Consider the following 14,930-nt stretch of genomic DNA (forward strand, 5'->3'; position numbering starts at 1 on the left):
CCCTGGGCCCGGTGCCGGTGCAACTCGGATAACTTTCTAGATAGCTTTTTAGATACCTTCGAGCATAGCGTCTGCCGGGGCTTCGGAGCGTTGCTTGGCGGTCAGCTGGAAGTACAGGTAACCGGCGGCCATGAACCCGAGGAACACACAACCGATCAGCGTGTTGAACCAGGCCATCGCCACCAGGCACACCACCGCCAGAAACAGCGCGATGGCCGGCACCACCGGATAGCCCGGCGCGCGGAAGGTGCGTTCCAGGTTCGGCTCGGTTTTGCGCAGTTTGAACAGGCTGAGCATGCTGATGATGTACATCACGATGGCGCCGAACACCGACATGGTGATCATCGCCGCCGTCAGGGTCATGCCTTGCAGGTTGACCAGTCCGTCGCTGTAGATCGCCGCGATGCCGATCACGCCGCCGGCCAGAATCGCCCGGTGCGGCGTCTGGAAACGCGACAGTTTGGCCAGGCTTTTCGGCAGATAACCGGCCCGGGCCAGTGCGAAAAACTGACGCGAATAGCCGAGGATGATCCCGTGGAAGCTCGCCACCAGCCCGAACAGGCCGATCCACACCAGCATGTGCATCCAGCTCGAGTTGTTGCCAACCACCGCTTTCATCGCCTGTGGCAGCGGGTCGTTGATGTTCGACAGTTGACGCCAGTCGCCGACGCCGCCCGCCATCACCATTACACCAATGGCCAGAAACACCAGGGTCAGGATGCCGCTGACGTAAGCCTTGGGAATCGTGCGTTTCGGGTCCTTGGCTTCCTCGGCCGCCATGGCCGCGCCTTCGATGGCGAGAAAGAACCAGATTGCGAAGGGAATGGCGGCGAAAATGCCGGGAATCGAGCCCATCGTGAATTCATTGGCGCCCGACCAGCCGTTCAGCACGAAGTTGCTGAAGCTGAAACCCGGTGCGACCACGCCCATGAACACCAGCAGTTCGGCGACGGCGAGCACGGTGACCACCAGTTCGAAGGTCGCGGCGATGCTGACGCCGAGGATGTTCAGGGTCATGAACACGAAATACGCGCCGACCGCCGCGACTTTCGGGTCAAGTTCCGGATATTGCACATTGAGATAGGCGCCGATGGCCATGGCGATGGCCGGCGGGGCGAACACGAACTCGATCAGCGTGGCGATCCCGGCGATCAATCCGCCTTTCTCGCCGAACGCTCGACGGCTGTAGGCAAACGGCCCGCCCGCGTGGGGAATCGCGGTGGTCAGTTCGGTGAAACTGAAGATGAAGCAGGTGTACATGGTCGCGACCATCAGGGCCGTGACCAGGAAACCCAGGGTTCCCGCCGTACCCCAGCCGTAACTCCAGCCGAAGTATTCGCCGGAAATCACCAGGCCGACGGCAATACCCCAGAGATGCAGGGTGCCGAGTGTGGGTTTGAGCTGTGTGGTGGAAGTCATAAGTCCTCTCTGTCTTTTTTATTGTTCGATCTGTTGGACTTTCGGGTGCAGCGGTTGAGTGGGTGGATGCTGTTCACGCAGCGGCAGTGTTCACGCAAATCCTGAATGACGGGTACGCAAGGCCCGTGCCAGAGCGGCCAGGCCAGGGAGTTGTCATCGGGATGAAAAGGGCGGTACCGAAATCTCGGCACCGCCCTCGGTTTTTTAGAAGAAGCCCAGCGGGTTGATGTCGTAGCTCACCAGCAGGTTTTTGGTCTGTTGGTAGTGGTCGAGCATCATCTTGTGGGTTTCACGGCCGACGCCGGACTTCTTGTACCCGCCGAACGCGGCGTGCGCCGGGTACAGGTGGTAGCAGTTGGTCCACACACGACCGGCCTTGATGGCGCGGCCCATGCGGTAGGCGCGGTTGATGTCGCGGGTCCAGAGGCCGGCGCCCAGGCCGAACTCGGTGTCGTTGGCAATCGCCAGGGCTTCGGCTTCGTCCTTGAAGGTGGTGATGCTCACCACCGGGCCGAAGATTTCTTCCTGGAACACACGCATCTTGTTGGTGCCCTTGAGCAGGGTCGGCTGGATGTAATAGCCGGTCGATAGATTGCCCTCGAGTTTTTCCACCTTGCCGCCGGTCAGCAGTTCGGCACCTTCGCCCTTGGCGATTTCCAGGTACGAAAGAATCTTGTCGAATTGCTGCTCGGACGCCTGGGCGCCGACCATGGTGTCGGTGTCCAGCGGGTCGCCGCGTTTGATCTGCAGGACTTTCTTCATGACGACGGCCATGAATTCGTCGTAGATCGATTCCTGCACCAGTGCACGGGACGGGCAGGTGCAGACTTCGCCCTGGTTGAAGAACGCCAGCACCAGACCTTCAGCGGCTTTTTCGATGAAGCTCGGCTCGGCCTGCATGATGTCTTCGAAGAAGATGTTCGGCGATTTGCCGCCCAGTTCCACGGTGGACGGAATGATGTTTTCGGCGGCGCATTTCATGATGTGCGAGCCGACCGGGGTCGAGCCGGTGAAGGCAATCTTGGCGATGCGCTTGCTGGTGGCCAGGGCTTCGCCGGCTTCTTTGCCGAACCCTTGCACCACGTTGAGCACGCCCGGTGGCAGCAGGTCGCCGATCAGCTCCAGCAGCACGCTGATGCCCAGCGGGGTTTGCTCGGCAGGCTTGAGTACCACGCAGTTGCCGGCGGCCAGGGCCGGGGCGAGTTTCCACGCGGCCATCAGGATCGGGAAGTTCCACGGGATGATCTGGCCGACCACGCCCAGCGGTTCATGGATGTGATAGGCAACGGTGTTGCCATCGATTTCGGCGGCGCTGCCTTCCTGGGCGCGCAGGCACCCGGCGAAATAGCGGAAGTGGTCGGCGGCCAGCGGGATGTCGGCGTTGAGGGTTTCGCGGATGGCTTTGCCGTTGTCCCAGGTTTCGGTGATCGCCAGCAGTTCGAGGTTCTGTTCGATGCGGTCGGCGATTTTCAGCAGGATCAGCGAGCGGGCCTGGGCGGAAGTCGAGCCCCAGGCATCGGCAGCGGCGTGAGCGGCGTCCAGTGCCTTGTCGATGTCTTCGGCAGTGGAGCGCGGGAATTCGGCAATCGGCTGGCCATTTACAGGCGAGGTATTGGTGAAGTACTGACCTTTGACAGGCGCGACGAACTCGCCGCCGATGTAGTTACCGTACTTGCTCTTGAACGAGACTTTGGCGCCTTCAGTACCGGGGTGAGCGTAACGCATGATGTTCTCCTTGGCTGTTGTACTTATCAGAGAGACGCGCATGAGCGCTTGCTATAAGCGTAGAGCAAAGGTCGGGCCACCGCCGTACAGGTCAGGTAAATCAAGGCCTTGCGTGATTCCTGTCGGACAAATGGCAAGCGCCTGTGACGGTATCGGTACAGCTCGGGTGACAGTTTGTACCGCTTCTGGCACAACCTGTGACCGAGCGGTCTTGCCAGCATTGCAAAGACCGGTTGGCTGGAGGATGCTGGGCACCACTTCACGCTTGGGCCGATGAGCCCCGGGGAGAATAATAAGAAATGCACGACAACCATTTGAGTCGCCATGCCCAACAGGTTCTCACCGTCACCCAGGGCAAACCGCATCTGCACGGCCCCGGTGCCGACCCGTCGATTGCCCGCTCGTGGCTGCGTTGTCTTGAGGACTATCACCTCGACCCGGCCCTGACCATGGCACCGACCGTGCTCGAACACGGTCGCGTCCTCGAAAGCCGCGAACGGCTGCAACAGGTGTTGCAGATCGCCGGTAATGAAATGAGCAGCCTGCATCAGCAACTCTCCGGCGCCGGCCACGCGGTACTGCTGACCGACGCGCGAGGGGTAATCCTCAACTGCGTCACCGCCCCCGCCGAACGCAAGATCTTCGAACGCGCCGGCCTCTGGCTCGGTTCCGACTGGAGCGAGGCCTGTGAAGGCACCAACGGCATCGGCACCTGCCTGGTGGAACGTCAGGCCCTGACCATCCACCAGGACGAACACTTTCGCGGCCGTCACACCGGCCTGACCTGCTCGGCCAGCCCGGTGTTCGACCCGCACGGCGAACTGCTGGCGGTGCTCGATGTTTCCTCTGCGCGGCATGACGTCTCGCGCCAGAGCCAGTTCCACACCATGGCGCTGGTCAATCTGTCGGCGAAGATGATCGAGAGCTGCTACTTCCTGCGCTGTTTCGATAACCAATGGTTGTTGCGATTCCATCTCCAGGCCGAGTCTGTCGGGCTGTTCAGCGAGGGGCTGCTGGCGTTTGACGGGGAAGGGCGGATCAGTGCGGTCAATCAGAGCGCATTGAACCTGCTCGGACATATTCGTGGCGGCTTGCTCGGCAAACCGGTGGAGGCGTTTTTCGATTGTTCGCTGGATGAATTGCTCGGGCGTGCGAGTGCCAATGCCAGCGCCAGTTGGCCGTTGCGCACCCGCGACGGACGGCATCTGTTCGCGGTGCTGCGCGGCGAGGCGCGCAAGCCATCCATCGTCTTGCCGAAATCTCAGGCTCCCGAGGCGCCACGCCTGGCTGGCATTTGTCTGGGCGACGCCGGACTGCAAGCGGATTTCCGCAAGGCCTTGCGGGTGTTCGAGCGTGACGTTCCACTGCTGATCAATGGCGAAACCGGCTCCGGCAAGGAAGCGTTCGCCAAGGCTGTGCACAGCGCCAGTCAACGCGCCGGCAAAGCCTTCGTTGCCCTCAACTGCGCGGCAATTCCCGAAAGCCTGATCGAGAGCGAACTGTTCGGCTATCGCGGTGGCAGCTTCACCGGCGCGCGCAAGGACGGCATGCGCGGCAAGTTGCAGCAGGCCGATGGCGGCACGCTGTTCCTCGATGAAATCGGTGACATGCCGCTGGCCCTGCAGACCCGCCTGTTGCGAGTGCTTGAGGACCGGCAAGTGGTGCCGATCGGCGGCGAGCCGGAAGCGGTCAACGTGCGGATCATCAGTGCCACTCACCGCAATTTGCTGGAGCGGGTGGGCGACGGCAGTTTCCGTGAAGACCTTTATTACCGGCTCAATGGGCTGGAAGTGGCGCTGCCGCCGTTGCGCGAGCGCAGTGACAAGTCGCAGTTGCTCGATTTCCTGCTGGCCGAAGAGGCGGGCGGTGAAACGATCCTGATCGAAGAACCGGCGCGCCAGGCGTTGCTGGGCTTCAACTGGCCGGGCAATGTGCGGCAGTTGCGCAATGTGCTGCGCACGTTGGCGGCGTTGTGCGATGAAGGGCGGATCGGGCTGGAGGACTTGCCGGCGATGTTCCGGCAGGTGCAGCCGCTGCTGGTCAAAGTCGATGAAGCGTCATCCGGACAGCCGCTGGAAGATGCCGAGCGGCTGGCATTGCTCAATGCGCTGGAGCACACACGCTGGCACATGACCCACACGGCGCAGCAACTGGGCGTCAGCCGCAATACGCTCTATAGAAAGTTGCGCAAGCACGGGATCGCCCGAACCGCCTGAATCCCCCTCCTGATCGTTCCCACGCTCCGCGTGGGAATGCCTCCCCGGACGCTCCGCGTCTGCTTTTGGACGCAGAGCGTCCTGCACCGCATTCCCACGCAGAGCATGGGAACGATCAAGGTCGGGTGTTCAGCTAAAGAGTGCCATTTCCCCCTCCCTGCGCTAACCTGCGGCCATGTTTTACGAGGTCGACTATGCACATTCATATTCTGGGTATCTGCGGGACTTTCATGGGCTCGATGGCGGTTCTGGCCAAAGAGCTGGGCCATCACGTGACCGGCTCCGATGCCAACGTCTATCCGCCGATGAGCACCCAGCTTGAAGCCCAAGGCATTCAGCTGACTCAGGGCTACGACCCGGCGCAGCTTGATCCGGCACCGGATCTGGTGGTGATCGGCAACGCCATGTCCCGCGGCAATCCGGCGGTGGAATATGTGCTGAACAAAGGCCTGCCGTACGTCTCCGGCCCGCAGTGGCTGGCCGACCATGTGCTGCAAGGTCGCTGGGTGCTGGCGGTTGCCGGTACTCACGGCAAGACCACCACCAGCAGCATGCTCGCCTGGGTGCTGGAACATGCCGGCATGAGTCCGGGCTTCCTGATCGGCGGCGTTCCGCAGAACTTCTCGGTGTCGGCGCGTCTGGGCGGCACGCCGTTCTTCGTGATCGAGGCCGACGAGTACGACAGCGCGTTCTTCGACAAGCGCTCGAAGTTCGTCCATTACCGTCCGCGCACCGCGATCCTCAACAACCTTGAGTTCGATCACGCTGACATCTTCCCTGATCTGCCAGCCATCGAGCGGCAGTTCCATCACTTGGTGCGGACCATCCCGAGCGAAGGCCTGGTGATTCACCCGACCACCGAACCGGCCTTGCAGCGCGTGATCGAGATGGGCTGCTGGACCCCGGTGCAAACCACCGGTGCCGGCGGTCAGTGGCAGGTCAAGTTGCTGAAAGACGACGGCTCGGCGTTCGAAGTGATGTTCGAAGGCGTGTCCCAAGGTGTGGTCGAGTGGGAATTGACAGGTCAGCACAACGTGGCCAACGCCTTGGCGACTCTGGCCGCCGCGCGTCACGTCGGTGTTGTACCGTCGATGGGTATCGCCGGGTTGAGCGCGTTCAAGAGCGTCAAACGCCGGATGGAAAAAGTCGCGGAAGTGCGCGGCATCACCATCTACGACGACTTCGCCCACCACCCGACCGCCATTGCGACCACCCTCGACGGCCTGCGCAAACGCATTGGCGACGCACCGTTGATCGCGATCATCGAGCCGCGCTCCAACTCGATGAAGCTCGGCGCCCACCGTGACGGCTTGCCGGACAGCGTGGTCGATGCCGATCAGGTGATCTGGTACGCCCCGGCCAACCTCGGCTGGGACCTGGCTGGCACTGCCGCGTTGTGCACCGTGCCGTCGATTGTCAGCGATTCGCTGGAAGGCATCATCGAGCGCGTGAAGAGCCAGGCCCAGCCCGGCACTCACGTGGTGATCATGAGCAACGGCGGCTTTGGCGGCCTGCACGGCAAACTCGCCGAGGCGCTGAAATGAGCAACGGCCCGGAACGCATCACGCTGGCCATGACCGGTGCGTCCGGCGCCCAGTACGGCTTGCGCCTGCTGGATTGCCTGGTGCGCGAGGATCGCGAAGTGCATTTCCTGATCTCCAAGGCCGCGCAACTGGTGATGGCCACCGAGACGGACGTGTCGCTGCCGGCCAAGCCGCAATTGATGCAAGCGTTCCTCACCGAATACACCGGCGCCGCCGCCGGGCAGATCCGCGTGTATGGCAAGGAAGACTGGATGTCGCCAGTCGCCTCGGGTTCCGGTGCCCCGGCCGCCATGGTGGTGGTTCCGTGTTCGACCGGCACCTTGTCGGCTATCGCTACCGGCGCCTGCAACAATCTGATCGAACGCGCGGCAGACGTGACGTTGAAGGAGCGTCGTCAGTTGATTCTGGTGCCGCGCGAAGCGCCGTATTCGAGCATTCACCTGGAGCACATGCTCAAGTTGTCGAACATGGGCGTGACTATCCTGCCAGCCTCGCCGGGCTTTTATCACCAACCACAGACCATCGACGACCTGATCGATTTTGTGGTGGCACGGATTCTCAATCTGCTGGGCATTCCCCAGGACATGCTGCCACGCTGGGGCGAGCACCATCTGAGCAGCGATGAATAAATTGCTGGCGATAGCGCTGGCGCTGCAACTGACCGGCTGCGCCACGGCGCGCACGCTCGATGCCGCCAAGCCCGGCGCGCCGGTGGTGTATTCCGGCACTCGGCTGGACTTGTACGCCATGAACGGTGGCTGTTGCGCGATGGACCGATTCGGAGCCGAGGCGCCGAGCTATCCCGGAGTGGATCTGCCGGCCAGTGCGTTGCTCGATACGCTGTTGTTGCCGTTGTCGTTGCTGACGGTGATCGGCGTAGGGTTTCAGGCGACTGGCGGACTATGAAAATCAAAGGCTCGACCCACTGGGTCGAGCCTTTGAAACGCCCTACAGCGTGATCGTTTCGGGCGGAAAGACGATGTCGTCGGAGAAAATGTCCTGTCCTGCCGGCAACTCGATAATGCGTTTGCCGGCTGTCGCCACTTCATCGATCAACGCGTCATATTCGTCCCGGTTCAACTCTCCTGCCCGAGTGCGGGCCTCGATGGCGTCGGCAGGGTTCTGCTGTGATCCGGTGGCGTGTGTCAGCGCCTGTAAATGGATATCTTCCACTGTCGCCGCACGGGTCATCCCTGAGTTGACCAGCCAGACGCGCCTCGACGTGAAGCCGATCGACGACATCGAAACATGTCCCTCCATCCTCATGCTCGGGAACCATGTTTTGCCTTCCGCGGGGCTTCGGTCGAGACGCGTCGGGTTGTAGACGCGATTATCCTGCCCCGCAACGACCTCCACATTGCGGGTGTCGAGCAAGTAGCAAAACCGGATGCGCTGAGCGTGGGGCGTCGAAGTGCCGCTGGTTGTCTGTGACGGTTCCTTGCCTGTCACTCCCCTGGTTTCATTTGCAAAATCCATGGCGGTCTTGAGGCTGAACATTGCACTGACGGGTATCTCGCTCGTGGCGCCCACGGCCGATACCACGCGTGGGACCATGGCAGCGGGCCGGGCTATTTCGAAAGGTGTCCGGTCATCCACTTTGAACACGGCGGGAATGTCGGTTCTGTACAGATAATTGTGCTTGTTGCGTTTGAAGCCGCTGAGGCGCAGCAATTCTTGAAAGAAGGGTTCGGTCAGACTGGCCTTCAGCAGGCTGGTACCTTCTCCCTGATTTCTCAGCTGGATGATTTCAGCATCGATTTCCGGCAGAAACGGATCGAAGAGTTTTTCGTTGGTTACCAGCCGGGTGCGATGTTGATGGGTCCTGACCCACACGGGCACCTCATCATTGATCAGACTCTTGAACTGACCTGTTGGCGACAGCTCTTTGCACAATCGCTCCAGTTGCTGAACGGAAAGATTGTAGGGTTGGAATCGGGCGAGGATTTGCTCTCGTGATTTGAGGGGAGAATCAGGATTGGTCCACAGCCTCATGAAATCGATTAGTTGCTCGCGCTGGGAAGGATATTCCCGTTGTTTGACCCAGGCAGGCGGTTTCTGATGAAGCGCAACGTCCTGACGAAAGCGCACGATGTCTGGTCCTTCGATTCTGTAAAGGTTCCAGATATCGATGTCCCGCCAGAAGGGTCGCAGAAGGGTCTCTTTATAGATCGGATAACCGGTGGGTTTGACGACAGTCAGGCTGGCACCTTCACGAAATGCCAGTTGGGTGAGCGGTCCATGATTGTCATCCAGGCCTGGCTTGCGCTGCATCTCGACATAACCATGGTAATTCGACTTGTCGAGATCCCAGGTGTAGTAACGCTGATCACCGTACGCAAGCGTGGCGTCCGCGGTCCTGGACATCTCGGGTGTTGAAGGACGTGGAGATGGCGAGTCGAGTGTCGGCGGGCTTGGCAACGGCGTTTGCGGGCCAGATGTGCTGCGGTGCAAGTTGACGGATTGGAGGTGCTCTGCCCATTGGGCGGGCGTGCGGTTCTGATGGTTCAGGAGGCTGTTGAAGAGGTCGCGCTCCATCACCAGGCCAGACCAGCGGTACAGCTCGTCAAACAGGTAGGCGTTCTCCATCCGTTGCGCCCGAACGGTCGCCCACAGAGGTTTCTTGCCGGTACTGTGCGCTTCGGTGCGGAATCGGGTGATTTCTGTGCCCTGTATGCCGTAGAGATCCCAGATGTCGCGGTCTGTCCAGGCAGGCAATAGTTCGGCTGGCTGATCGATTCGCGAGGCGGAAGGCTCAACACTGACAAACGATCCGCTATCGTCCAGGAATGCTTGATGCAGCAGGGGGCCGACCGAGTCGTCCCGGCGCATTTTTCGGTGCAGAACCACATAGCCATGGTGGTTGATGGCGTCTTTGTTCCAGACGTAGTGTTGGGTGTCGACGTATATCACTGCATTGTCCGGTTGCGTCTGGGCCGGCCCCTGTAACTGGGGCTGGGGTGTCTGTGCCGGGTTATCGTTGGGGTTGTCTGCCTGTCTGTGTACCGTCGAGTCGATGGTATGACCGGCATTCTGTGGCTCGCTGATCCGCCAGGTGTTTCTCTCTGCGTCGAAGTGCAGGATGGGGCCCGAAGGCTGCAGTTCCTGTGGGCGCATGGCTCGGTAGGTCCCGAGACCTTCGTCCCAGGCCACCATGACAGTCGAGGTCGTGGTGTACTGAACCTCGGCATAGATGCGCCCCCTGTGGACGCGCAATCCTTCTGTATTGACGGCAGGCAGTAGATTTCGCACCTGTGTCGGCAGCTCATAGTGGCGGATCGATTCGGTCGAGCGAGAGTTGCTGGCCAAACCTTCCTGACTGTTTCCGACCGGATTGATCAAGTCTTGAATCTGTATCGCAGACAAGGTGTCACTTGAAGAGTGCGCCTCTGGCGTCTCTGAAGGGCGGACTGTGGTGCCTGTTTCTACGGATCGATTAGCTCCCGAGATGCCCTGATGTGGCACCAATGGAGTTTCTGGTGTCGACCTTTCGAGAGTGGGATGGGGTTTACTGGTGCCTTTGGACGTTTTTGTTTGCGGTGCCATCAAGGATTCCTTTCATTGATTGCCTGACGTGGGGCTGAGCCATTTCGTAACGCAATGGCCGCAGACGCAGGCGTGCCGGAGGGCACGTTATCGATGAAAGGAAAGGGGCACGTGGTAGATAGTTACCACGCGATGGTGGATTCGATGCCGTTCATTTCAGATATCAGGCAGTTCAACGCAAGATCTTCAACGTCATTGGCAATGGCTGCCCGGATCCGCGTTGAACCGCTGTGACGAGTGAGCTTACTTGCCGAGTTTTCTCAGCTCATCCGACTCGACGATCCGCACCCCGTCCTGTTCCTCAAGCGCCAGCCGCCACATCGCTCGGGCCAGTTGGCAGGCTTCGATGCCGCGGTATTTGCCGGGAATCAATTTTGAAAACGGCGCGGCAAGCTGTTCGCCCAGCCGTGGCTCGCTGCGATCCCCCAGCAGCAACGACGGCCGGCAGATGGTCAGTTGCGGCCAGTCCTGCGCGCGCAATGCGTGTTCCATCTCGCCTTTGACCTTGTTGTAGAAAATCGAGGATCGGCGATCAGCCCCCAGGGCACTGATCACAATCAGGTGCCGTGCGCCCATTTCCCGGGCGCGTTTGGCGAACGCCACGACCATGTCCAGATCCACGGCGCGGAACGCCTCCTCGGAGCCGGCCTGTTTGATCGTGGTGCCGAGGCAGCAATAGGCGATGTCGACGCGACCGGCCAGTTGCGGCAGGAAGGTCTGTGGGTCGCCGACCGGGTTTTCCAGGTGGGGATGTTCGGCCAGCGGCCGGCGTGAAGGGGCCAGGACGCGGGTGATCGTCGGTTCGTTGAGCAAACGGTCGAGCAGATGTTCACCGGTCAGCCCGGTGGCTCCGGCAAGCAAGACATGCTGAGGCGTCAAGTACATAGTGTCTCTCCCTTGATACTGTTCAGCTTAGTTGCTCTTTGTCGCTCCGTCGTTCAACGCAGCACTTTGCAATGCTTTTCTTGCTTGCTGTTTACGCAGCAGTTGCCAGTGGGCGAGCACGGTTTTCGGCGCCCAGATCTGCGGCTCGGAGGCTTCGAAGTTGTCCGCCAGTTCGCGCTCGGCGACGGTGGCCTTGGCCAGTTTGAAGGCTTGCTCCAGATCATCGGTCTGGTTCAGCGCCTGGGCAAACAGGGCATCGCCGAAGTAGGTGAAGTTGGCTTCTTCGGAGCAGCCGAACGAAACGCGGTCGGCCCGTGACGCGGTCATGATCAGCGTACGTTCGTCCTTCAGCGCCGGAATGAAACCACCGGAATAGCACGAGGAGATGACAATGATCTTGTCGCGGTTCTTCAGCGGTGCGAGCACGGCGGCGAGTTCGTCGGCGGGCAGGTCGGCCAGTTCCATGCGCGGTTGATCGAGCACCAGTTCGTGTTCGGCGGTGCCGTGGCTGGTCAGGTAGATGAACACCAGATCTTCCGGGCCGCTGCGTTCGGCCAGGGTCAACGCTGCGCGGCGCAGGTTTTCGCGCGTGGCCATCGGCCGGTCGCCGAGGTGGTCGCGATGGTTGACCAGGCGGATCTGGCCAAAGGCGCCGAAGCGGCTGGCGAGCATGTTGGCCACGTAATCGGATTCGCGCAGGAACACGCTTTGTTTGCCGTCGCCGCCGAGGGTCAGGGAGTACAACTCCACCGCCGGGGTCGAGGCTGGCACATTGGCCAACGCCTCTTCGAGCAGACGGCCCTGGGCCAGCAGGCCGAGTTCGAGGGTGTCGGGCAGCAATTTGCCGTCGGCATCGCGCACGCGCTGGCCGTTGATCCAGGTGCCGCTGAGCACGCTGCCGTCAGTCAGCACCAGCGTGCCTCGGCCCGCGTAGCTGTCGCTGTCGAACCCGCCGATGTAGAAACTGCCGTCGGACAGGTTCAAGCGACCCTGACCGCTGAAGCGCCAGTCATTGAAGTAGCCGGTGTAATGGCTGCCGTCGGCGCCGATCAGTTCGCCCTTGCCGGTCAGCGCGCCCTCCTTGAACTGGCCGAGCCAGACGTCGCCGTCCGTGTTTTCGTAGCGGCCCTTGCCGTGTAGCTGATTGTTCTTGAAGCCGCCGACATAGATGTCGCCGTCGGCGCTGTTGAAGGTGCCGTTGCCTTCGAGCTGGCCGTTCACGAAATGCCCGGTGAACTGATTGCCGCTGGCATCGCCACGCTGGCCTTCACCGTTGGGTTTGCCGTGGGCGAACTGGCCCTGATAGGAGCTGCCGTCGTCCAGCTCCAGGCGGCCGAGCCCGGAATACTGGTCGGCCTTGAATTCGCCGCGATAGGTCATCGCGTTTTCTTTGAGGGTGCCTTCGCCTTCACGTCGGCCGAGCTTGAAACCGCCGGTGTAGCTGCCGCCGTGGGTGGTCAATGAGCCCTGGCCGTCGAACAGGCCTTGCTGGAAATTCCCGCGATAGACCTCGCCGTTGCTGCCGTGCCATTCGCCCTGGCCGTGCCACTGGCCCTTGTCGAACTCGCCCGCGTACCAGCTGCCGTTCGGGTAATCGACCCGGCCCTGGCCTTGCAGCAGACCGTTGACCAGCTCGCCGCGATAGCGTCCGCCATCGGGCAGGCGCGCATCCGGGGGCAACAGCGATTCGCCGTCGCCGCAAGCGGTGAGCATCAGGGTCAAGGCAAGCGGTGCAAGAGCAGCAAGTGAGCGCATAGCGGGATCCGGGCAATTAGGCGACCGAGTATGCCGCAGCTATGTGACCTTATACAGCCGGCAGAGGGGAGTGGATGCGAAACAGCGTGAGCCGCTTCGCATCCCGGCACTCAGACGAAGCAGAGCGACAGCGGTTCGGCGATGTAGGCCGGTTTGTCCGAGCCTTCGATCTCCAGGGTGGCGGTGGCCTTGAGCAGCCACTGGCCCGGTTTCTTCTCGGTCACTTCACCGAGATCGACCTTGAGCCGGACCTTGGAATTGACCTTGACCGGCTGGATGAAACGCACGCTGTCCAGGCCATAGTTGACCACCATCTTCACGCCTTGCGGCAGGATCAGGATGTCTTCCATCAGTTTGGGGATCAGCGACAACGACAGGAAACCGTGTGCAATGGTGCTGCCAAATGGCGTTTGCGCGGCTTTGACCGGGTCGACATGGATGAACTGATAATCCCCGGTGGCTTCGGCGAACAGGTTGATGCGCTCCTGATCGATAGTGAGCCATTCGGAACGTCCGAGTTCCTTGCCGACATAATCTTTGAGCTCTGCAACTGGAACATAGGGCATTGAGACTCTCCTTGGGTTCATCGGTTTTATAGTTTTTCAGGTGGGGGATTTGACCGCCCTGCGAACCACTGTAGATCATCATGGCGATTTGCTCAGGTCAATCGACCATGCTTTTGGCGAATGCCGATCCATAGCGCAGGCGTGCTTATAATGCCCGGCCCGTGCTTGGCGGGAAGTCGGACGGAGATGACGGATGTTGCTACGCGGCCTGACCATGCTGGTGCTGTTTCAATTGCTCGGCACGGCCCTCAATCATTTGCTGTTGCCGGTGCTGCCGGGGCCGATCATCGGTCTTTTGCTGTTGCTGGTATTCCTGATCGTGCGCGGTGAAGTCGGCGAGCCGTTGAACCTCGCCGCCGGCAGTCTGTTGCGCTATCTGCCTTTGCTGCTGGTACCACCGGCAGTGGGCGTGATGGTGTATGCCACGGCCATTGCCGCCGATTTCTGGGCCATCGTCGGTGCGCTGGTGGTCTCGCTGATTCTGTCCATGGCCTTCGCCGGCGTGCTGATGCAACGGCTGGTCAAGCGTCACGCGCCGCATTCGGAGGAATCCTGATGCTGTTCGACTGGCAAGGGGCCTGGGCTTCGGTGATTCACCATCCACTGTTCGGCATCGGTATCACCCTGGGGGCTTATCAACTGGTGCTGGCGGCGTTCGAGAAAACCCGCTGGATTTTCCTGCAACCGGTGCTGGTCTCCATGCTGTTGGTGATCGGCGTACTGGTGGGTTGCGGCCTGACTTACGTCGAGTACCGCAAGAGCACCGAGATCCTCAGCATTCTGCTGGGCCCGGCGACCGTGGCACTGGCGGTGCCGCTGTATCTGAATCTGCGGCGCATCCGCCAATTGTTCTGGCCGATTTTTACTACGCTGGTGATAGGCGGGGTAGTCGCCACGGGCATGGGCGTGGCGCTGGGCTGGTGGTTCGGTGCCGATCACATGATCCTGATGACCATGGCACCGAAGTCAGTGACCTCGCCGATCGCCATGCTGGTGGCCGAGCAGATCGGCGGTGTCGCGGCACTGGCGGCGGTGTTCGTGTTGATCACCGGGGTGATCGGCGCGATTTTCGGCCCGGCGCTGCTGACCCGCCTCGGTGTGCACAGCCCCGAGGCGCGCGGCATGGCGCTGGGCATGACCGCGCATGCGGTCGGTACGTCGGTGGCGTTGCAGGAAAGCGATGAGTGCGGTGCCTTCGCGGCGCTGGCGATGAGTCTGATGGGCGTGGCCACGGCGGTGTTCCTGCCGTTGGCGGTGTCGATGGTGGTGTAAGGAAA

General features: G+C 61.1%; 12 protein-coding genes. 6 read left to right on the forward strand and 6 right to left on the reverse strand.

Annotation, left to right across the window (positions count from 1 at the left end; genetic code table 11):
• Window positions 1-48: 48 nt before the first annotated feature.
• Window positions 49-1,419 carry an ethanolamine permease gene (eat, locus tag AC07VV_RS23375; protein ID WP_495037595.1) on the reverse strand — a complete coding sequence of 457 codons (1,371 nt, stop codon included), beginning with the start codon at window positions 1,417-1,419 and terminating at the stop codon, window positions 49-51.
• Between the two features lie 204 nt (window positions 1,420-1,623).
• Window positions 1,624-3,144, reverse strand: coding sequence for an acetaldehyde dehydrogenase ExaC (gene exaC / locus AC07VV_RS23380; RefSeq protein ID WP_495037596.1), 1,521 nt, complete (start codon window positions 3,142-3,144; stop codon window positions 1,624-1,626).
• Between the two features lie 299 nt (window positions 3,145-3,443).
• Here exaC and AC07VV_RS23385 point away from each other — a divergent pair, with 299 nt between their 5' ends.
• The 4 genes from AC07VV_RS23385 (at window position 3,444) to AC07VV_RS23400 (ending at window position 7,810) form a co-directional block, all read left to right on the forward strand.
• Window positions 3,444-5,360, forward strand: coding sequence for a sigma-54-dependent Fis family transcriptional regulator (locus tag AC07VV_RS23385; RefSeq protein ID WP_495037597.1), 1,917 nt, complete (start codon window positions 3,444-3,446; stop codon window positions 5,358-5,360).
• A gap of 194 nt (window positions 5,361-5,554) precedes the next feature.
• A complete protein-coding gene (mpl, locus tag AC07VV_RS23390) occupies window positions 5,555-6,904 on the forward strand; it encodes a UDP-N-acetylmuramate:L-alanyl-gamma-D-glutamyl-meso-diaminopimelate ligase (protein WP_007958628.1) in 1,350 nt (449 codons plus the stop codon).
• Window positions 6,901-7,533: a flavin prenyltransferase UbiX gene (ubiX, locus tag AC07VV_RS23395; protein ID WP_495037598.1), complete on the forward strand. Its 633-nt coding sequence runs from the start codon at window positions 6,901-6,903 to the stop codon at window positions 7,531-7,533. The genes mpl and ubiX overlap by 4 nt, the downstream gene beginning before the upstream one ends.
• Window positions 7,526-7,810, forward strand: a complete 285-nt coding sequence (locus AC07VV_RS23400) for a YceK/YidQ family lipoprotein (RefSeq protein WP_495037599.1) — start codon at window positions 7,526-7,528, stop codon at window positions 7,808-7,810. The genes ubiX and AC07VV_RS23400 overlap by 8 nt, the downstream gene beginning before the upstream one ends.
• Before the next feature lie 42 nt (window positions 7,811-7,852).
• Here AC07VV_RS23400 and AC07VV_RS23405 read toward each other — a convergent pair whose 3' ends face one another.
• The 4 genes from AC07VV_RS23405 to AC07VV_RS23420 form a co-directional block, all read right to left on the reverse strand.
• Window positions 7,853-10,447: a hypothetical protein gene (locus AC07VV_RS23405; protein ID WP_495037600.1), complete on the reverse strand. Its 2,595-nt coding sequence runs from the start codon at window positions 10,445-10,447 to the stop codon at window positions 7,853-7,855.
• A 243-nt stretch (window positions 10,448-10,690) separates the two neighbouring features.
• A complete protein-coding gene (locus AC07VV_RS23410) occupies window positions 10,691-11,332 on the reverse strand; it encodes an oxidoreductase (RefSeq protein ID WP_096820775.1) in 642 nt (213 codons plus the stop codon).
• Between the two features lie 27 nt (window positions 11,333-11,359).
• On the reverse strand, window positions 11,360-13,087 hold the full coding sequence (locus tag AC07VV_RS23415; RefSeq protein WP_495037601.1) for a C13 family peptidase: 1,728 nt from the start codon (window positions 13,085-13,087) through the stop codon (window positions 11,360-11,362).
• 110 nt (window positions 13,088-13,197) lie between these two features.
• The gene (locus tag AC07VV_RS23420; protein WP_007909575.1) at window positions 13,198-13,653 is read right to left on the reverse strand and encodes a MaoC family dehydratase; all 456 of its coding nucleotides are present in this window, start codon (window positions 13,651-13,653) and stop codon (window positions 13,198-13,200) included.
• A 193-nt stretch (window positions 13,654-13,846) separates the two neighbouring features.
• On the opposite strand from AC07VV_RS23420, the gene AC07VV_RS23425 reads away from it, so the two are divergent.
• Both AC07VV_RS23425 and AC07VV_RS23430 read left to right on the forward strand, forming a co-directional pair.
• Window positions 13,847-14,209: a CidA/LrgA family protein gene (locus tag AC07VV_RS23425; RefSeq protein WP_007958636.1), complete on the forward strand. Its 363-nt coding sequence runs from the start codon at window positions 13,847-13,849 to the stop codon at window positions 14,207-14,209.
• A complete protein-coding gene (locus tag AC07VV_RS23430; protein ID WP_096820777.1) occupies window positions 14,209-14,925 on the forward strand; it encodes an LrgB family protein in 717 nt (238 codons plus the stop codon). The genes AC07VV_RS23425 and AC07VV_RS23430 overlap by 1 nt, the downstream gene beginning before the upstream one ends.
• Window positions 14,926-14,930 lie beyond the last annotated feature (5 nt).

Source organism: Pseudomonas sp. GW821-FHT02C04 (assembly GCF_059421845.1).